We start from the raw sequence: 19580 nt of genomic DNA on the forward strand, positions 1-19580 counted from the left end.
CGATTCATTTTTGGCCGCTAGATCAGATTCACCTTGCGGATTGGTTCTAAATAGGTTCTATAAAGAACCCATGGATAGAACCAGTTTGATCACTGAACTGAACAGCCGTGGTCTGCGCGACGAGGCCATGACGGGGCCGTTGTACAAACGCCTGGCGCAGGCGCTGACCGGCCTTATCCAGGAAGGCCTGCTGAAGTCCGGAACGGCCCTGCCGGGCGAGCGCGATCTGGCCGAGGCTTTACAGGTCGGCCGCGTCACGGTCCGCACCGCCTATCGCGATCTGCTTGCCTCCGGCGCGATCGAGTCGCGCCATGGCAGCGGTACATTCGTGTCGGAGCGCGTCGAGCGCATCGAACAACCGCTCTGGCGCCTCTCCTCCTTCTCGGCCGATATGCGCTCGCGGGGCCGTGAGCCGGCGGCAAAGATCCTGTCGCGTACGGTCAGCGCGCCCGCCCCGGAAGAATCCTTCCTGCTCGGTCTCGGCCTGGACGAGCCGGTGCTGCGGCTCGACCGCCTGCGCTTGGCAGACGGCCAGCCGCTTGCCATCGAGCGAGCCGTCGTTCCGATCAAATTTCTCGGCGAGGATGCGGTTTCCGAGGGTTCGCTCTATGATGCGCTGGCTGGGAACGGCTTCAAGCCGGTCCGGGCTCTGCAGCGATTGACAGCAGTGACACTCGATCCGAGCTCCGCGTCGATCCTCAATGTCAAAGCCGGCGCGCCCGCGCTTTTGATCGAACGTATTTCACGCCTGGAAGACCAGCGCGTCGTTGAATACACCCGCTCGCATTATCGCGGCGATGCCTACGATTTCGTTGCCGAATTGAGAATTGGAGATGACCTATGAGCGAGACCCAATCCCTGATGCTGACGGAAGCCGGCCAGTCGCCGGACGTCGTCGCGGCCGTGCTTGAGAAAGAAAAGCCCGTCTTTGCCGAAATCGCAAAGCTCTTCGCCTCCATCCGTCCCTCTGTGATCACCACGGCAGCACGCGGTTCTTCCGATCACGCCGCCACCTTCTTCAAATATCTCTTCGAAATCTCCCATGGTGTGCCCGTCGCTTCGGTCGGTCCTTCGATCGCCTCGGTCTACGGCGCTCCTCTGCACCTGAAGGGCGGCATCCACTTCACAGTATCGCAATCCGGCGGCAGCCCCGATATCATCGCGCTGCAGGCCGCCGCCAAGCAGGGCGGCGCCACCACGATCGCCGTCGTCAACGTCACCGACAGCCCGCTCGCCAAGGAGGCCGATATCGTACTCGGCCTCAATGCCGGCCCGGAAAAAAGCGTCGCCGCCACGAAATCCTTTATAGCCTCCGTCGCAGCGCTTGCCGGCGTCACCGCCGCAATCTCGAAAGACCAGGCGCTCGCTACCGGCCTCGCCAAATTACCGGAAGCGCTTGCGGCGACATCGGGGATCGACGGCAAGGCCGCCGAAGATGTGCTGTTCAACGCCACATCGCTTTATACCGGCGGCCGCGGCCCTGCCTTCGCCATTGCGCTGGAGGCCGCACTGAAGGCCAAGGAGACCTCCGGCCTGCATGCCGAAGCCTTTTCGCTTGCCGAGCTGATGCACGGGCCGATGCGACTGGTGCAGCCGGGCTTCCCGATTGTCGCCTTTTCGCCCGACGATGCGGCCTTCGCCAACAACGCCCAGGCGCTGGAGCGCCTGCAGAAGCTCGGCGCCACTGCCGTATCCTTCTCCACCGCGCCCCTCGCCGGCATCAACCTGCGCATGCCGACCACCGGCAACGGCCTGCTCGATCCGCTGGTGTCGCTGCTCTGCTATTATCGCCTCATCGAGTCGGTGACCCGGCGCAAAGGTTTCGATCCGGATAAGCCGGCTAATCTTCTCAAGGTAACGGAGACCATGTGATGAACTACAAGGTCTTTGCCGGCGCCCGCATCTTCGATGGCGACAGGTTTCATGAGGACAGCGCGCTGGTGATCGGCAACGGCCGCGTGCACGCCATTACGGGCGCGAACGACGTGCCCGACAATGCCGAGACGATCCGCCTGAATGGCGGCGTGCTCGCCCCCGGCTTCATCGACGCGCAGGTGAACGGCGGCGGCGGCCGCATGCTGAACGACGAACCCTCGGCCGAATCCATGTACATGATCGCCGAGGGTCACCGGCCCTACGGCACGACATCGGTGCTGCCGACCCTCATCACCGATGTCGCAGCCGCCACGACGGCGGCGATCGAAGCCGCCATCGAGGCGGTCAAGACCAATCGCGGCGTCGCCGGCCTGCATCTCGAAGGCCCGCACCTGGCGCCAGCACGCAAGGGTGCGCATCTCGCCGAGCTGATGCGACCTGTCGAAGACAGTGACGTCAAGACATTCATCGGCGCTCGAGAGGCGATCGGCACCCTGCTGATCACCATGGCGGCCGAACAGGTAACCGAACGCCAGGTACAGGCGCTGAACGAAGGCGGCGTCATCGTCAGCATCGGCCATAGCGACAGCACGGCGGAAGCGGCAGATGCCCGCTTCGACGCAGGCGCCCGTGGCGTCACCCATCTCTTCAACGCCATGAGCCAGATGGGCCATCGCGCCCCGGGCCTCGTGGGAGCTGCGATCGACCATCCCGCGCCCTGGTGCGGCATCATCGCCGATGGCCACCATGTCGATCCGCGAGCCCTGCGCATTGCGCTTCGCGCCAAGCGCGGCGAAGGCCGGCTGTTTTTCGTCACCGATGCCATGTCGCTTGTCGGCACCGACCTTTCGAGCTTCACCCTGAACGGCCGCACGGTCTATCGCACCAAGGGCGGCTATTGCTCGAAGCTGACGCTGGATGACGGCACCCTTGCCGGCTCCGACGTCGATATGGCCTCGACGATCCGCTACGGCGTCAACATCCTCGAATTACCGCTCGCCGAAGCCCTGCGCATGGCGACGTCCTATCCGGCGCAGTTCCTGCGGCTCACCGATCGCGGATATCTGACGCCCGGTGCGCGCGCCGATCTCGTCCATATCAACGACGGCATCGAAGTCATGGGAACATGGATCTCCGGCCAGCGATCGGCCTAGAGCAATTCCAGGAAAAGTGCGCAGCGGTTTTCCGTCCGGAATTGCGTGAAAACAAAGAGATAGAGCAAACGAGAGAGGCACAGATGACCGCAGTCACGGACAGCTATTTCTCCGCCCTCATCGGTCGGCTGAAAACCTTGCGGGAGACGCTTGCCGAGCCGATGGAAAAGGCAGCCGGCGTCATCTCTGCGGCGGCGCGCGCCGACCGGCGCGTCTATGTCTTCGGCACAGGCCACTCGCATATGCTGGCGGAAGAAGTGCATTACCGCGCCGGCGGCCTTGCCTTCACCATCCCCGTGCTGGTCGGCTCCGCCATGTTGCATGAAGGCGCCGTCATCAGTTCGGTCTACGAGCGCACCGAGGGGCTGATACGGCCGATTTTCGAGCGCTACGGCATGCAGCCCGGCGATGTCCTGATCATCGCATCCAATTCCGGCGTCAATGCCGCACCGATCGAAGCCGCCGATTATGGCCGCGAGATCGGCGCGACCGTCGTCGCCATTACCTCGCTCGCCTACTCCACCGCTATAGCAAACGGCCGCCGACGCTTGGCCGATATTGCCGACATCGTCCTCGACAACGGCCTGCCGCCGGGCGATGCCATCATCGATCTGCCGGGCAGCGATTTAAAGGTCGGACCGGCGTCGACCGCGATCGGCGCCACTGTGCTGAACGCCATCTTCGCCGAGGTCGCCGCCGAGCTTTGCAAGGACGGCGACCCGCCGGTCTATCTCAGCGCCAATATGCCCCGCGCCAAGGAAATCAATCAGCGGCTGGTGAAAAAATACCGGCCGCGCAATCCGCATCTCTGATCGGCATCACTGCGCTGCGTCGCGAACTGAAGACGCTTCCGCCCCGGCCTCCTCCGCCTGCCTGCGCCGCCTGCGCAGCACGACGTAGAAGACGGGCGTCAGGAACAGGCCGAACAACGTCACGCCGAGCATGCCCGAGAAGACCGCAGTACCCAGCGACTGGCGCATTTCCGCGCCGGGGCCGGTTGCGATCATCAACGGCACGACGCCGAAGATGAAGGCGAAGGCGGTCATCAGGATCGGCCGCAAGCGCAGATGACTGGCCTCGATTGCCGCTTCGACGGCGCTCTTGCCCTCCAACTGCGCCTGGCGGGCGAATTCCACGATCAGGATCGCGTTCTTCGCCGCAAGGCCGATCAGCACGATGAGGCCGATCTGCGTCAGGATATTGTTGTCCATGCCCCTCAGATGCACGCCGATGAGCGCAGCCAGCACCGCCAGCGGCACGATCAGGATGATGGCAAGTGGCAGGATCCAGCTTTCATACTGCGCCGAAAGCGCCAGGAAGACGAAGATGACCGATAGCGCGAAGATATAGACCGCCGTGTTGCCGGTATTCTTTTCCTGATAGGCAAGCTCCGTCCATTCGAAGGTCGTGCCCGCCGGCAGCAAATTCTTCGCCAGCCCCTCCATCGTATCGAGCGCAGTGCCGGTCGACACGCCCGGCCCGGGGTTGCCCTGGAGGGGAACCGAGACATACATGTTATAGCGCTGAACGAGCGTCGGTCCGGTCGTATCCTGAATGTCGACCAGAGTGCCGAGCGGCACGAGCGCCCCGGTTGCCGAACGGACCTTCAGAGCGAGGATATCGTCCCGGTCCATGCGGTATTGCTGGTCCGCCTGCGCCCGCACCTGGTAGACGCGGCCGAAGGCGTTGAAGTCATTGACATAGGAGGTGCCGAGATTGATCGACAAGGTCTCGAAAATATTCGGGATCGGCACGTTGAGCGCCCGCGCCTTGTCGCGATCGACCGCCAGGAAATATTGCGGACTGTTGGCCGAGAAGGTGGTAAAGACGCCGCTGACACCTTTGTTCTGCGCGGCCACGCCCATGAGCTGATAGGCAAGCGGCAGGATCCGGCGCATATCGGCATTTTCCCGGTCCATGAGCTGCATCTTGAAGCCGCCGGAATTGCCGACGCCGCGAATGGAGGGCGGCGGGATGGCGATGATGAAGGCTTCCTGGATGCCCTGCAGGCTGCCATAGAGCTGACCGATGATCTTGCTGGCCGATTCTCCGCTTTTCAGCCTTTCCTCGAATGGCTTGAAGGGCGTGAAGATGACGCCGGAATTGGAGGCATTCGTGAAGGTCGCGCCGTTAAAGCCGGCGAATGCAACGGCATTTTCGACGCCCGGTGTCTTCCTGATGATCTCAGTAGCCTTCTGAATGACTGCATTGGTGCGCGCGAGCGACGCCCCATCCGGAAGCTGTACGACGACGATCGCATAGCCTTGGTCCATGGTCGGCACGAAGCCTTGCGGCACGATCTTTGCCATGTACCAGGTCGCACCCAGCAGGCCTGCGAAAACGACAAGCGCGCAGCCGAGCGCAACCCAGGTGGTGACCAGATGGCGGACGATCCAGGAATAACCGCGGCTCATCCGGTCGAAGCCGCTGTTGAAACCGTTGCCGAGAGCGCGGCCAAAGCGCGAGAAGATGTTCGTCGATTTCTTGTGGTCGTGCGGGCGCAGCACGATCGACGCTATCGCTGGCGACAGCGTCAGTGAATTCAGGCAGGAAATCGCCGTCGCAACGGAAATCGTCACCGCGAACTGCCGGTAGAACTGCCCCGTTATGCCAGGAATGAAAGCCGTCGGCAGGAAGACGGCGATAAGGACCAGCGAAATCGCCAGCACGGCAGTTCCGACCTCGTTCATGGTCACGTGCGACGCCTCTTTCGGCGTCATCCCGAGCGCGAGATTGCGCTCGACATTTTCGACGACGACGATCGCATCGTCGACAACGATGCCGATGGCAAGCACCAGGCCGAACAGCGTCAGCATGTTCAGCGAGAAGCCGAAGGCGAGCAGAAAGGCGAAGGTACCGATCAGCGAGACCGGGATGGCGACGATCGGAATGATCGCCGTTCGCCAGGATTGCAGGAAGACCAGCACGACGATGGCGACGAGGATCGCGGCCTCGAAGATCGTCTTATAGACTTCGCTGATCGATTCCGAGATGAACTCCGTCGGATTGTAGACGATGCGGTATTCGAGGCCCTGGGGGAAATCCTGTGCGAGATCCTTCATCGTCTTCTGGATATCTGCGGCAGCGGCAAGCGCATTGGTGCCCGGCCGCGCAAAGATGCCGAGCGCAACGGCAGGAGCGCCGTTCAGATAGCTGTTGGTGACATAGTCCTGCGCGCCGAGTTCGATACGCGCCACGTCCTGCAACTGCACGAGCCGGCCGCTATCCGTCGCCTTGACGATGACATAGCGGAATTGCCGCGCATCGGAAAAACGCCCTTGCGTCGTCACCGTATATTGAAAGGCGTTGGTGCCCGAAATCGGCGGTCCACCGATCGAGCCACCCGATACCTGCACGTTCTGATCCCTCAATGCCTGGACGATATCGCCGGCGGTCATGCCGTAGGCGGCGAGCTTTTCCGGGTCGAGCCAGATGCGCAGCGAATATTGCCGCTCGCCGAAGAGCTGCACGTCGCCGACACCATCGAGCCGGACGAGAAGGTCGCGGATGCGCGTGCGGGCATAGTTGGAGATGTAGAGCTGGTCGTAGCGATTGCTCGGCGAGAGCAGATGCACGACCATCATCAGATCGGGCGAGCTTTTGACCGTGGTGATGCCGATGCGGCGGACCTCATCCGGCAGGCGCGGTTCGGCGATAGAAACGCGGTTCTGGACCAGAACCTGCGCCTTATCGAGATCGGTGCCGAGCTTGAAGGTAATAGTCAGCGACATCGAACCATCGGCGCTGGAATAGGAGGACATATAGAGCATGTCCTCGACGCCGTTGACCTCCTGCTCGATCGGTGTCGCCACCGTATCGGCGATCGTCTGCGAGTCCGCGCCCGGATAGGAGGTTCGCACCACGATCGTCGGTGGCGCCACCTCCGGATATTGCGCGACCGGAAGCTGGAAATAGGCGATGCCGCCGACGATCAGCAGCACGATGGAAAGGACCGACGCGAAGATCGGCCGGTCGACGAAGAAGTGGGAAAATCTCATTGGTCCGACCCCTGGACCGATGCCTGCGCCGGCGCCTCGTCGTTCGACGCTTCCTGTGGAAGCTGGATCAGTTGCGGTGCGACCTTGACGCCGGGCCGAATGCGCATCAGCCCGTTGACGACGATGGTTTCGTCGCCGGTCATGCCGCTGCGAATGACGCGGTAGCCGTAAAGCTTCGGCCCAAGCCGCACGGATTTCGGCGTCACGCTGCCATCGGTGCCTACGACATAGACAACGCGCTGATCCTGATCGGAGCCGATGGCTTCATCAGGAACCAGGACTGCCTTGTAGCTGTTGGAACCCTCGACCTGGATTCGGCCGAACAGGCCGGGCTGCAGGACGAGATCAGGATTGGGGAAGCGGGCGCGTACGCGGATCGTACCGGTTTCGTTGTCGACGCGGTTTTCCGCGAAATCGAGCTTGCCCTTGAACGGCTTCTGCCGCGGATCGGCGATCGTCACGGTGACATCGAGGCCGCCGCCACCCTGCTGCAGGGCGCTGCCGTTCTTGCGCGCTTCGTCGGCATAGGAAAGCAGCCGGCGCTCATCGACATCGAAATAGAAATCGATCGGATCGAGCGAAACGATGGTCGTTAAAACGGTCTGATCGGCCTGGACGAGATTGCCGACAGAAATCAGGCGCCGGTCGATGCGGCCGCTGAGCGGCGCGGTGATCTTGGTATATTCCATGTCGAGCGAGGCGCGATCGACAGCCGCCTGCGCGCCGCGGACGTTCGCCTGCGCCGAGATCAGGTCGCGGCGGCGATCGTCGAGATTGGATGCGGACAGACTGCCGGTGCCTGCCAACGCCTGTGTTCGCTGAAATTGCGCATCGGCATTCGTCAGCGTCGATTTCGCGACCTCCAGGGAAGCCGTGGCCTCATTCAGCGCATTGACATAGGGCCGCTGGTCGATGACGAAGAGCAGGTCTCCCTGCTTGACGATGGTGCCATCCTGAAAATGCACTTCCTGCAGATAGCCGCCAATGCGCGAGCGCACGGATACCTCGTCGACCGCCTGGAAGCGCCCGATGAACTCGTCGCTGTCGACGACATCACGGACCACCGGTTTGGCGACCGTCACGGGCGCCGCGGGCGGCGCGCTTTGCGCCAGCACCTGATATCCCGGGAAAACAGCAATTGCACAGCTCAATAAAGCGACACGCGCCAGCGTCATCGGCATGAAGGACCCCCTGAACAATAGATCACTTACGGCAAAACTGCCGTGTTAAGCGTTCGTGATGTCTGCCTGCTGCTGCCTTCCACGAAGGACCTGCCACCGCCGGGCGGCGCAATCTCGCAAGGTCTCTTCGGACTTCCCCATTGCGTCGCGGATGACCGACGATCCGCGGCGTTCTCCAGCTAGAGCGGCGCGCGTTGGTTTAAACGCAAAATGGGCGCTCTGGACGTTTGGACCTGGGCATCTGTTCGCTTGGAGGGAATGTCACCTGAAAGCAGGATGCTCTGGTCTGGCATTTTCAACACAATGTATAAACGGTTTATCGAATTCGACAACAGGGAATAGCACTGGCTGCAACCATCTGTTTTCTTTCATATGCAGATGGCGATGAAAGGTTGATGACACGGCTTGAACCGCTCTTCAGCCCTCCAGCTCTTCCCGCAGCATCTCGAGCTCCAGCCATTCCTCTTCCATCTTCGTCAGGCTGTCGCGGAGCTTTTCCATTTCGGCCGCAAGACGGTTGAAGCTGGCCGGATCCTTGGCGAAGAGGTTGGGATCGGCCATTTTCTTTTCGCGGGCGGCGATATCAGCCTCGGCCTTTGCCATCTCCTTCGGCAGGTTTTCGAGCGCGAATTTCTGCTTGTAGGAGAGCTTGCCCTTACCCTTCGAAGTCTCGGCCACAGCCGGCGTCTCCACTGCCTTCGGTTTCTCGGCCGCCTTTTCAGCCCGTCTGCGCTCCTCGATCGCGCCCTTGCGCTGGGCGAGCATGTCGGAATAGCCGCCAGCATATTCGATCCAGCGGCCGTCGGGCTCTTCGGGATTGGCGGGGGCGATGGTCGAAGTCACGGTGCGATCGAGGAAATCGCGGTCGTGGCTGACGAGGATAACGGTGCCGTTGAAGCCGGCGACGATCTCCTGCAGCAGGTCCAGCGTTTCGATATCGAGATCGTTGGTCGGCTCGTCGAGGATCAAGAGATTGGTCGGCCGCGACAGGATGCGCGCCAGTATGAGCCGGGCGCGCTCGCCGCCGGAAAGATTTTTGATCGGCGTACGCGCCTGTTCCGGCTGGAAGAGGAATTCCTTCATATAGCCGGTGACGTGCCGCTGCTCGCCATTGACCAGCAGGTTTTCGCCGCGGCCATCCGTCAGATAATTGGCGAGCGTATCCTCCGGATTGAGGTCCTCGCGCTTCTGATCAAGAGTAGCGATCTCCAGATTGGTGCCGAGCTTGACCGTGCCGCTATCCGGCGCCAATTGCCCGGTCAGCATCTTCAAAAGCGTCGTCTTGCCGGCACCATTCGGGCCGACGAGACCGATGCAATCGCCGCGATGCACGCGGATCGAAAACGGCGCAACGATGGTGCGCCCGTCATAGGCCTTGGTGATCTTGTCCGCCTCGATCACCAGCTTGCCGCTCTCCTGCGCGTCGGCCGCGGTTGCCTGCACCGTGCCCTGCGGTCCCTTGTGGCCGCGATGACGCGCGCGCATGTCCTGCAATTCGCCGAGACGGCGCATATTGCGCTTGCGCCGGGCGGTCACGCCGTACCGCAGCCAATGTTCCTCGCGTTCGATCGCCTTGCCGAGCTTGTGCTGCTCCAACTCCTCGGCCTCCAGCACCTGGTCGCGCCAGGCTTCGAAGAAGGCGAAGCCGCGATCGAGCCGCCGTGACGTGCCGCGATCGAGCCAAACAGTTGCGGTCGATACTTTTTCAAGGAAGCGCCGATCGTGCGAGATCAGCACCAGGGCGCTGCGGCTCTTCTGCAGCTCGCCTTCCAGCCATTCGATGGTCGGCAGGTCGAGATGGTTGGTCGGCTCGTCGAGCAGCAGGATATCCGGTTCCGGCGCGAGAACGCGGGCGAGAGCCGCGCGGCGCGCCTCGCCGCCCGAGAGAGTCTTCGGGTCTTCCTCGCCGGTGAGGCCAAGATGCGAGAGCAGATAGGTCACACGATAGGGATCGTCGCCCGGTCCCAGCCCTGCTTCGGCATAGGCTGCCACCGTCTTGTAATCGGCGAAATCCGGCGCCTGCTCGAGATAGCGCACCGTCGACGAGGGATGGCGGAACACTACACCGGACTGCGCCTCGACGAGACCGGCGGCGATCTTCAGGAGGGTCGACTTGCCCGAGCCGTTGCGGCCGACAAGGCAGATCTTGTCGCCCGGCTCCACCTGCAGCCCGGCGCCGGCCAAGAGCGGCGCGCCGCCGAAGCTCAGGAAGATGTCATCGAGTTTGAGGATGGGAGGGGCCAAGATCAGACTCCGCTGAGATCATAGGGGCGGGCAAGGACGATGGCCCTGCCGCTGCCGAGCGAAAAGCGCACAGGGCCTTCCGCCACGTTGGAAATAGTGCGCGATGCGCCGAAAGGCAGGTGGAAATCACGCAGAGGATAACGGGCATTGTGAATGAAAAGACCGGTCAGATCGCTGAAGCCGAGAATGGAAAACAGCGAGCCGGCCGGCAGCGCCAGTTCCAGTTCACCCGGCAGCAGCGGCACGGCCTCTTCGTCGCCCGAGGTCAGCAGCACATCGAAACCTTTTTCGGCGAGCTGAATGCCATAGAGCATGTGCTGGATCGCGTGATCCGAACGTTCCCCGCCCATCGCGCCGGCAAGGATCAGCTTTGTTGCGCCGCGGTCGATCGCTTCCGATATGGCGATCTCGCCGTCCGTCGCCGCCTTTGCCGCTGGATAGGGCTGCTTGGGCACATCCGGGAATGCGCCACGCAGGTCCGCCGGCGTCGAGTCGAAATCGCCGACCCAGAGCTCGGGCGTCGCGTTAAGCGCCACGGCATGGCGCATGCCGCCATCCGCCGCGATGAACCGGCTGTCGGCGACCGCCGCGCGCAGCCGGTCTGTCAGGCGAAGCTCGCCGCCGAGAAGGATGGTGAAGGTGGTGGATTGGCTCATGTGCCAAGCCCATAGCGCAAAGACGCGTCACTAGGGAAGAGCGCTGTTGGCAAGAACGGCAGCGTCAGCCGCTCAGCCGTCCGTTTCCTTGATGCGCGCCTGAAAAACCCGCTCGTAGCCGCCGACGAACCGATCGAACAGCAGCGAGAAAGCCTCGACATCCTCCGCCGGCCAGTCGGCAATGATGCTCTCGATGACCGAAAATTTCTGCGCCTGGATCTCGGCGAGCAGCCTTTGCCCAAGCGCGGTCAGCACGACGACGATGCGCCGCGCATCAGCCTGCGAGGCCTTGCGGCGCAGCACGCCCCTGCCGACCATCTCGGCAACGATGCGGCTTGCCCGCGATGGATCGATACGCAGGATATCCGCAACCGTCCCAACCGTGACTTCACCGGCCTCTTCCGCCCGCCTCACGGCATCGATGACGTCGAGATGCGAAAGCTCCAGGCCCGGCGCCACGCTCTCGATGGCAAGCCGGCCGATCATGCGGCGGCCCGTCATCAGGCGCATGCGCGTCATCACCTGCCCGATACGCAGCAGGTTTTCGTCTTCGGGCAGCGGGGAAGCTTCAACTTCTCGTGTGTTCGTTGCTGTTGTCATCATTCCAACATATCAGAGACGGACAGGAATTGAAATATGCAGACAGCATTCACTTGCTGTTGACAATTATATGCTGATAGCACATATATTGTTGCGGAACATGCGCTTTCGAAGACCTGCCCGAAAACGCCATGTGCCGCATTCAGGAACCGAGGCGTTCCCATGCGTTCGGTCGACCGCATAGCGTTTCGGACAAGCTCGGATTTCTCGTTCCATGGATATGCAAATCGCGCCCGCGCCACTCGTGGCGGATCATCGCCGCCGGCTGATTCTCTTCCTTTTCCTGATGACCGCCATGTTCATGGCAACCCTCGACAACCAGATCGTCTCGACGGCACTGCCGACCATCGTCGGAGAGTTCGGGCATTTGGAACGCTTTGGCTGGATCGGCTCGGCCTATCTATTGGCCCTTTCCGCCTCGATGCCCGTCTATGGCAAGCTCGGCGACCTCTTCGGCCGCAAATATGTGATGATGGCTGCGATCGGGATCTTCACCATCGGCTCGGCCGTCTGCGGCCTCGCGGTATCGATGAACACGCTGATCGCCGCCCGCGTGCTGCAGGGCCTTGGCGGCGGGGGCATCATGGTGTCGATCTTCGCCGTCAACGCCGATCTCTTCGAGCCGCGTGAACGCGCCCGTTATCAAAGCTATTCCAGCCTGGTGCTGATGGCCTCCGGCGCCATCGGCCCCGTTCTCGGCGGCACGATGAGCGACCTCTTCGGCTGGCGCTCGATCTTCCTCGTCAACGTGCCGATCGGCTTCGTCGTTTTGACCGGCCTCGCTTTCATGCTGCCCTATCGCAAACCGGGCCGCAAGCCGAAGATCGACTATGCCGGCGCGCTCCTTCTCGCGCTGACCACCACCAGTATCGTGCTTGCCGCCGACGGCACCGAGCTCTTCGGTTCGCTGCTCTCGCCGCAATGCCTCGGCATCATCGCTTTCGGCGCCCTCTGCGCGCTGGCCTGGGTCTTCGTCGAACGCCGTGCACCGGAGCCTATCGTGCCGATGACGCTGTTCCGCAACCCGACCTTCGGCCTGCTGCTGATCATCTCGGTCACCAGCGGCGCTGTCGCGATCGGCATGGTCAACTACTTCGCGCTCTTCCTGCAGACGACGACCGGACTGTCGCCGTCGATGGCCGGCCTGCTGTTCATCCTGTTGACCGGAGGTATCGTCTGCGGTTCGCTTTCGGCCGGCCGGCTGATCTCGATCAGGGGCCGCTACAAGCCCTTCGCCATCGCCAGCGCCGCCTGCAGCACCATCGCCTTCGCCGCACTGGCGCAGGCCCATGCCGGCACGCCCATCGTCTTCATCGGCGCGCTGATGCTGCTGCACGGCATCGGCATCGGCTTGGCGCAACAGGTTCCGGTCATCGGCGTGCAGAATGCCGCCGCAAGGGGTGATGTCGGTGCGGCCACCGGCGCCGTGACGCTCTCGCGCATGGGCGGCGCCTCGATCGCCATTTCCATCTATGGTGCCATCATCGCCGCCAAACTCGGCAATGTCGGCGTCTCCATTCCGGGCGTCGCCAACATCGAGGAACTGACGCCGAAGATGATGGCGGCCTTGCCGGAGGCCACGCGCGAAAGCGTCGCCAATGCCTACGCGAGCGCCTTCAGTCCGCTGTTCATGACGGCCGCTGCCATCTGCTTCCTCGGCCTGCTGACGGCGATCACATTGAAGAACGTGCAATTGCCCGGCGCCGCCAAGACGCTCGACAGCCGGACAGCCGCCCACGCCGCCGAGTAAAAAAACGCGTCCTGCAATCGACAAGGGAATCATCCACTTTTTATTCCCTTGTCATCCCTTCATCACAGGACTAAACCTGCCAACGCTCTAACGGGGTGCCTTATGTCTTTTCAAGACATCTGGCTGAGAGGCTTTCACCGGCCAACCCGCGGAACCTGATCCGGCTAACACCGGCGGAGGGATTAGACGCGTGACACAATCATAGCGCCCTTTTCCCGTTCAAGACAAACCAACGAAGAGGCGCTGTCATGCCCAACCGATCGCTGTTATCACTGTTTGCCGGCTTGGCTCTCGCCGCCGGCGCGACGCTTTTTGCCGCTGAGCGCGCCGAAGCCGCCGACAAGACGCTCACCATCTATACCTATGAGAGCTTCACCGCCGACTGGGGTCCGGGCGCCAAGGTCAAGGCCGCTTTCGAGAAGACCTGCGGCTGCACCGTCAATTACGTCAGCGTCACCGACGGCGTCGCGCTGCTTTCCCGGCTGAAACTGGAAGGTACGGGCACCAAGGCCGACGTCGTTCTTGGCCTCGACACCAATCTCGTCGACGAAGCCAAGGATACCGGCCTGTTCGATGCCAGCGGCATAGACACCTCCGGCCTCAAGGTTCCCGGCGATTTCAAGGACGATGTCTTCGTCCCCTATGATTACGGCCATTTCGCCGTCGTCTATGATACGCAAACGATCAAGAACCCGCCGAAGAGCATGAAGGATCTGGTCGAAGGCGATCCGTCGCAGAAGATCGTCATCGAGGATCCCCGCACCTCGACGCCGGGTCTCGGCCTGCTGCTCTGGGTGAAGTCGGTCTATGGCGACAAAGCTGCGGAAGCCTGGACAAAGCTCAAGGGCCGCATCTTGACCGTGACGCCCGGCTGGTCGGAAGCCTATGACCTCTTCACCAAGGGCGAAGCGCCGATGGTGCTCTCCTACACGACATCGCCGGCCTATCACATGATCACGGACAAGACCGATCGCTATCAGGCCGCCGCCTTCTCCGAAGGTCACTACATCCAGATCGAAGTCGCCGGCCTGATCAAGTCGTCGCCGAACAAGGAGCTTGCCCGCGACTTCCTGAAATTCATGATCTCGCCAGGCTTCCAGGACACCATCCCGACCAACAATTGGATGATGCCGGTCTCGGCGACGTCCGAGCCGCTCCCGGATGCATTCAGCAAGCTGGTCGTCCCGTCGAAGACCTTCCTAATGAGCCCCGACGCGGTCGAGAAGAACCGCAAGGCCTGGATCGACGAATGGCTGGCCGCCACCAGCACCAATTGACGGTGAGATGTTGCTGACGGCGCCGGAGAAAAGACATGCCATTGCCGGCGGGGCCTTCAGCCTCGCCAGCATCGTGTTTTTCATCGGCCTTGCCATCATCACCCTACTTGCCGCCGGCATCGAATCCGCCGGCGGTAATCCGCTTACCGATCCCTATCTTCTGCGCGTGCTGCGTTTCACACTGCTGCAGGCGACACTGTCCACCCTTCTTTCCGTCGCGCTTGCAATTCCCGTCGCCCGTGCGCTGGTGCGGCAGCCGCGTTTCCCCGGTCGGCTGTGGCTGATCCGCCTGATGGCTGTCCCCATGGGCTTGCCGGTGCTGATCGGTGCACTCGGCCTGCTCGGCATATGGGGGCGTCAGGGCATCTTCAATCAGGCGCTGACGGGGCTCGGGCTGTCGCAACCGGTCAGCATCTACGGGCTGACCGGCATCCTGCTCGCGCACGTCTTCTTCAACCTGCCGCTGGCCGCCCGCCTGATGCTTGCCGGGCTGGAGCGCGTGCCGGCGGAATATTGGCTGATGGCCGGCGGACTCGGCATGCGCCCGGCCTCCGTCTTTCGTTTCATCGAATGGCCAATACTGCGCGGCCTCATTCCCGGCGTCGCCGGTCTGATCTTCATGCTCTGCGCCACCAGTTTTACACTGGTGCTGATCCTCGGCGGCGGCCCGGCTGCGACCACGCTCGAAGTGGCGATCTATCAGGCACTGCGCTTCGATTTCGATCCCGGCCGCGCCGTGGCCCTGTCCCTTCTGCAGATCGTGGTAACCGCCGCAGTTCTCAGTGCGATGGCCTTGCTTCCGGCACCAGACGATCATGGGCTGACGGCGGGCCGTGCCGTACAGCGGATCGACGGAACATTGCCCGCCGCCAAATTGGCCGATAGCGCGCTGCTCCTGCTCGCCACCCTGTTCATCGGCCTGCCGCTCGCCTCCGTGGTCGTCACCGGCCTGAAGGCAGATCTTCTCAGGCTTATCAGCCAGACGGTCTTCCTGCAGGCGACCCTGACCAGCCTCGCAATCGCTTTCGCTGCCGGCATTCTGGCGGTCCTGGCCTCCTTCGCCATTATCCGAGCCCGCGCAGCCATATCGGCCGAACGCAGGAAAGTGCCGCGCCTGCGTGGCTTGGCCGTCGCCTTGAGCGGCACGTCCTCCCTCGTTTTGCTGGTGCCGCCGATCGTGCTGGCGACCGGATGGTTTCTTGCGCTCAGGCTGTTTGGCGATCCCGCCCGCTTCGCTGCCCTTCTGATCGTCGTCATCAACGCCCTCATGGCACTGCCCTTCGTCATCCGCGTCGTCGAGCCGGCCCATGCCGTCCATCGCCGCCGCACTGAACGGCTCACCGCAAGCCTCGGCCTTCATGGTCTGGCGCGGTTGCGGTTGGTCGATTGGCCTGGCCTGCGCAAACCGCTTTTTACCGCGCTTTCTTTCGCCATGGCGCTGTCACTCGGCGATCTCGGCGCCATCGCTCTCTTCGGCTCCGATAGCCTGATGACGCTGCCCTGGCTGGTCTACAGCAAGCTCGGCAGCTATCGCACCAACGATGCAGACGGACTTGCTTTCATTCTGGGGCTGATATGTCTTCTCCTGACCATCGCCGGCACGGCCGGTCAGGGCAAGCATCAAGACGAAGGCGGGCGGAATGACCGATAATCAAAGCACGGCGGCACGAGGCATCGTGATGACCGATGTCGAATTGCGGCTCGGCACGCATGATTTCCGCTTCGATTGCGAACTGCCGCGGGGCCGGATCATCGCCATCACCGGTCCGTCCGGATCGGGCAAATCCACTTTCCTCAATCTGCTCGCCGGCTTCGAGACACCGGACCATGGCCGCATCATGCTTGCGGGAGAGGATGTGACCAAGCTGCATCCCTCGGAACGACCTGTCTCGCTGGTTTTTCAGGATAACAACCTCTTTGCCCATCTCGATCTCTTCACCAATGTCGGGCTTGGCATCAGTCCCTCGCTAAAGCTCTCGGCGGACGACCGGCAAAGGATTTCGCAGGCCCTGACCCGCGTCGGGCTTGCCGGCTTCGACAGACGCATGCCCGGTACCCTCTCCGGCGGCGAGCGTCAGCGCGCAGCCTTTGCCCGGGCGCTAGTGCGCGATAAGCCGATCCTGCTGCTCGACGAGCCGTTTGCCGCGCTCGATCCCGGCCTGCGCTCCGGCATGGCCGAGCTTTTGTCCGCGCTTCACCGCGAGACGGGCAATACGGTGCTGATCGTCTCGCACGACCCGGCCGAAGTTCGTCGTCTCGCCGACTATGCCGTCTTTATCGATGGCGGAACCGTCAGGCTTTCAGCTCCCATCGACCGTTTCCTGGAGCAGGACAATATTCCGGCGCTGACCACATTTTTGCGGCATTGAGTGCGACGCAGCATTTTGCTGCCGCTTTGCCTTAATTTCGTCGCGGCGGGCGGCTGAAAGTCCTGGCATATGCTTGCCAAAATACAACGCTGCCACATTTAAACGGAGTCTCGCTATGCAACTGCTGCCGAAATCGGCTACAGCAAAGGGCGGAGACCATCCGGATGAACTCAGGTCTGATCGGGATGGATGCAACCTTTGACGAAACGCGGCGATGATCGGCCTAGCCATGATCAACCGGGTTCGGCGTTCGGCCGGCATGGCAGCGAGATGAGTGGGACACAGGCACTGAAGCAGAGCGAATACGCAGGACGAAGGATCAGCGCGACTGTTGCGGCCCGTATGCGCCGCTTCGCCCCCGTCCTCATTGCTGCGACGGTGCTCAACGGCTGCCAGTCGGTGCTGGATCAGTCCTATCAGCCGAATGTTTCGCCGTCATCCAATCCGCAGATCGTTTCCGAGGTGCAGAAGAACGATCCGCGCGCACAGATGGGTGCCCGCGAGCATCCGCGTATCCTTGCGAGCTATGGCGGCGAGTACAAGGATGCCAGGACAGAGCGCCTGGTCGCCCGCATCGCCGGCGCATTGACCAGCGTGTCGGAAAATCCGCAGCAATCCTATCGCATCACCATTTTGAATTCGCCGTCGATCAATGCCTTTGCGCTGCCCGGCGGCTACCTCTACGTCACCCGCGGTCTGCTTGCCCTTGCCAACGATGCCTCGGAAGTCGCCGCCGTGCTGTCGCATGAGATGGCGCACGTCACCGCCAATCACGGTATCGAACGCCAGAAGCGTGAAGAGGCCGAAGTCATCGCCAGCCGCGTCGTCTCGGAAGTGCTGTCGAGCGATCTTGCCGGCAAACAGGCGCTTGCGCGTGGCAAGCTGCGCCTTGCCGCCTTCTCCCGCCAGCAGGAGCTGCAAGCCGACGAGATCGGCATCCGCACGCTTGGCCAAGCCGGCTACGACCCCTATGCGGCCGCCCGCTTCCTCAATGCGATGGAAGACTACAGCCGTTTCATGTCGGCCAATTCCGACGCCGACCAGAGCCTGGACTTCCTATCGAGCCATCCGAGCACGCCGCAGCGTATCGAGCTTGCCAAGACGCATGCCCGCGAATTCGGCGAGGAAGGCAAGGTCGGCGATACCGGCCGCGACTATTACCTCAACGGCATCGACGGCCTGCTTTATGGCGATAGCCCGGAAGAAGGCTATGTGCGCGGCCAGACCTTCCTGCACGGCGGCCTCGGCATTCGCTTCGACGTGCCGCCCGATTTCCACATCGACAATAAGGTCGAGGCGGTTATGGCGACCGGTCCCGGCGATATCGCCGTCCGCTTCGACGGCGTGGCAGACAGCCAGAATCAGAACCTGACGAATTATATTTCCAGCGGCTGGGTCACCGGTCTCGATCCCTCGACCATCAGGCCCATCACCGTCAACGGCATGGAGGCGGCGACCGCGCGTGCCTCGGCCGATCGCTGGGATTTCGACGTCACCGTCATCCGCGATCGCTCGCAGATCTTCCGCTTCCTGACGGCCGTGCCGAAAGGCAATATCACCGCACTGGAGCAGACGGCCGACGTGCTGCGCTCAAGCTTCCGGCACATGACGCCGGAGGAAGCCTCGTCGCTGAAGCCGCTGCGCGTACGCGTCGTCACCGTCAAGGCCGGTGATAACATTACCACGCTGGCCGCCCGGATGATGGGCACCGACCGCAAACTCGATCTGTTCAAGCTGATCAACGCCTTGCCGACAGGCGCAACGGTCGCGCCCGGCGACAGGGTCAAAATTATTTCGGAATAACTGGCCATACCTTCGCCAGCGGGGAGAAGGCCCCTACCTGACTTCCAAGAAATCTGTACGCATATCCGTACATATAGTGACTGGGAAGGAATGCGCGATGGCACACGTTCGTTTGACGGAGTTCCTGCAGAACATCGCAACCTATTTTGATCAGGTTCTGTCTTCACGGGCTCCCCTGCTGGTGACCCGTCAAGGTTCGGAAGCAATGGTTTTAATTGCCGAAAGCGAGTACGAGAGTATGCAAGAGACACTACACTTGCTCTCGACGCCTGCTAACTCTGCACGGCTACGCGACAGTATCCAACAGCTCCGTAAGGGGCAGTTGATAGAGAGCGATCCAACGCTCTGACATGAAGTTGCTATGGACCCCCAATTCCTGGGAAGAATACGAATACTGGCAGAAAAACGACCAGAAGATGGTCGAGAAAATCAACGAACTGCTCAAGGACGTAAAAAGATCACCCTTTAAAGGTCTTGGCAAACCGGAGCCACTGAAGGGCGATCTATCTGGATTTTGGTCAAGGCGCATCCTTGGAGAGCGTCGCCTCGTCTACTGCGTCACAGGCAAGGGTTCCAGCCAGCAGTCGGAAATCATCCAATGCCGATTTCATTATGAAAAATAGCTTCTGGCGCATTGACGGTAGTTATGACCATGCGAAAGATCGCGCCACAG

The 19580-nt window shown here is 62.0% G+C and carries 16 protein-coding genes and 1 riboswitch; of the genes, 11 read left to right on the forward strand and 5 right to left on the reverse strand.

The window, feature by feature from the left end; translation table 11 throughout:
- Positions 1-70 precede the first annotated feature (70 nt).
- The 4 genes from QA646_RS15895 (at position 71) to QA646_RS15910 (ending at position 3841) form a co-directional block, all read left to right on the forward strand.
- Entirely contained in the window at positions 71-844 is a 774-nt protein-coding gene (locus QA646_RS15895) for a GntR family transcriptional regulator (RefSeq protein ID WP_283056379.1), read from the forward strand.
- Complete coding sequence (locus QA646_RS15900; protein WP_283056380.1) at positions 841-1872, forward strand: SIS domain-containing protein; 1032 nt, start codon at positions 841-843, stop codon at positions 1870-1872. Before QA646_RS15895 ends, QA646_RS15900 begins: the two co-directional genes overlap by 4 nt.
- Positions 1872-3029: an N-acetylglucosamine-6-phosphate deacetylase gene (gene nagA, locus QA646_RS15905; RefSeq protein ID WP_283056381.1), complete on the forward strand. Its 1158-nt coding sequence runs from the start codon at positions 1872-1874 to the stop codon at positions 3027-3029. The genes QA646_RS15900 and nagA overlap by 1 nt, the downstream gene beginning before the upstream one ends.
- An 83-nt stretch (positions 3030-3112) precedes the next feature.
- Positions 3113-3841 carry an SIS domain-containing protein gene (locus QA646_RS15910; protein WP_283056382.1) on the forward strand — a complete coding sequence of 243 codons (729 nt, stop codon included), beginning with the start codon at positions 3113-3115 and terminating at the stop codon, positions 3839-3841.
- 6 nt (positions 3842-3847) lie between these two features.
- Here the strand turns inward: QA646_RS15910 and QA646_RS15915 are convergent, their stop codons facing one another.
- The 5 genes from QA646_RS15915 to QA646_RS15935 all read right to left on the reverse strand — a co-directional run bounded on the left by QA646_RS15915 (position 3848) and on the right by QA646_RS15935 (position 11708).
- A complete protein-coding gene (locus tag QA646_RS15915; RefSeq protein ID WP_283056383.1) occupies positions 3848-7027 on the reverse strand; it encodes a multidrug efflux RND transporter permease subunit in 3180 nt (1059 codons plus the stop codon).
- Positions 7024-8208 carry an efflux RND transporter periplasmic adaptor subunit gene (locus tag QA646_RS15920; RefSeq protein WP_283056384.1) on the reverse strand — a complete coding sequence of 395 codons (1185 nt, stop codon included), beginning with the start codon at positions 8206-8208 and terminating at the stop codon, positions 7024-7026. The genes QA646_RS15915 and QA646_RS15920 overlap by 4 nt, the downstream gene beginning before the upstream one ends.
- Before the next feature lie 417 nt (positions 8209-8625).
- Positions 8626-10452, reverse strand: coding sequence for an ABC-F family ATP-binding cassette domain-containing protein (locus QA646_RS15925; protein ID WP_283056385.1), 1827 nt, complete (start codon positions 10450-10452; stop codon positions 8626-8628).
- A 2-nt stretch (positions 10453-10454) separates the two neighbouring features.
- A complete protein-coding gene (locus QA646_RS15930) occupies positions 10455-11108 on the reverse strand; it encodes a thiamine diphosphokinase (protein WP_283056386.1) in 654 nt (217 codons plus the stop codon).
- A 72-nt stretch (positions 11109-11180) separates the two neighbouring features.
- Positions 11181-11708, reverse strand: coding sequence for a MarR family winged helix-turn-helix transcriptional regulator (locus tag QA646_RS15935; protein ID WP_283058889.1), 528 nt, complete (start codon positions 11706-11708; stop codon positions 11181-11183).
- 214 nt (positions 11709-11922) lie between these two features.
- Between QA646_RS15935 and QA646_RS15940 the strand changes: the two genes are divergently transcribed.
- The 7 genes from QA646_RS15940 (at position 11923) to QA646_RS15970 (ending at position 19530) form a co-directional block, all read left to right on the forward strand.
- The gene (locus QA646_RS15940) at positions 11923-13458 is read left to right on the forward strand and encodes an MDR family MFS transporter (protein ID WP_283056387.1); all 1536 of its coding nucleotides are present in this window, start codon (positions 11923-11925) and stop codon (positions 13456-13458) included.
- Positions 13459-13539: 81 nt separating this feature from the next.
- Positions 13540-13657: riboswitch (TPP riboswitch) on the forward strand.
- Between the two features lie 49 nt (positions 13658-13706).
- Positions 13707-14735: a thiamine ABC transporter substrate binding subunit gene (gene thiB / locus QA646_RS15945; protein WP_283056388.1), complete on the forward strand. Its 1029-nt coding sequence runs from the start codon at positions 13707-13709 to the stop codon at positions 14733-14735.
- A gap of 7 nt (positions 14736-14742) precedes the next feature.
- A complete protein-coding gene (gene thiP, locus QA646_RS15950; protein WP_283056389.1) occupies positions 14743-16386 on the forward strand; it encodes a thiamine/thiamine pyrophosphate ABC transporter permease ThiP in 1644 nt (547 codons plus the stop codon).
- Positions 16376-17104, forward strand: a complete 729-nt coding sequence (locus QA646_RS15955) for an ATP-binding cassette domain-containing protein (protein WP_283056390.1) — start codon at positions 16376-16378, stop codon at positions 17102-17104. Before thiP ends, QA646_RS15955 begins: the two co-directional genes overlap by 11 nt.
- A gap of 342 nt (positions 17105-17446) precedes the next feature.
- Complete coding sequence (locus tag QA646_RS15960) at positions 17447-18907, forward strand: M48 family metalloprotease (protein WP_283058890.1); 1461 nt, start codon at positions 17447-17449, stop codon at positions 18905-18907.
- 97 nt (positions 18908-19004) lie between these two features.
- Complete coding sequence (locus QA646_RS15965) at positions 19005-19256, forward strand: type II toxin-antitoxin system prevent-host-death family antitoxin (protein ID WP_283056391.1); 252 nt, start codon at positions 19005-19007, stop codon at positions 19254-19256.
- A 1-nt stretch (position 19257) separates the two neighbouring features.
- Positions 19258-19530: a Txe/YoeB family addiction module toxin gene (locus QA646_RS15970; protein WP_283056392.1), complete on the forward strand. Its 273-nt coding sequence runs from the start codon at positions 19258-19260 to the stop codon at positions 19528-19530.
- Positions 19531-19580: the final 50 nt, after the last annotated feature.

The sequence above is a fragment of the Rhizobium sp. CB3090 genome (genome assembly GCF_029714285.1).
Lineage (GTDB): Bacteria > Pseudomonadota > Alphaproteobacteria > Rhizobiales > Rhizobiaceae > Rhizobium.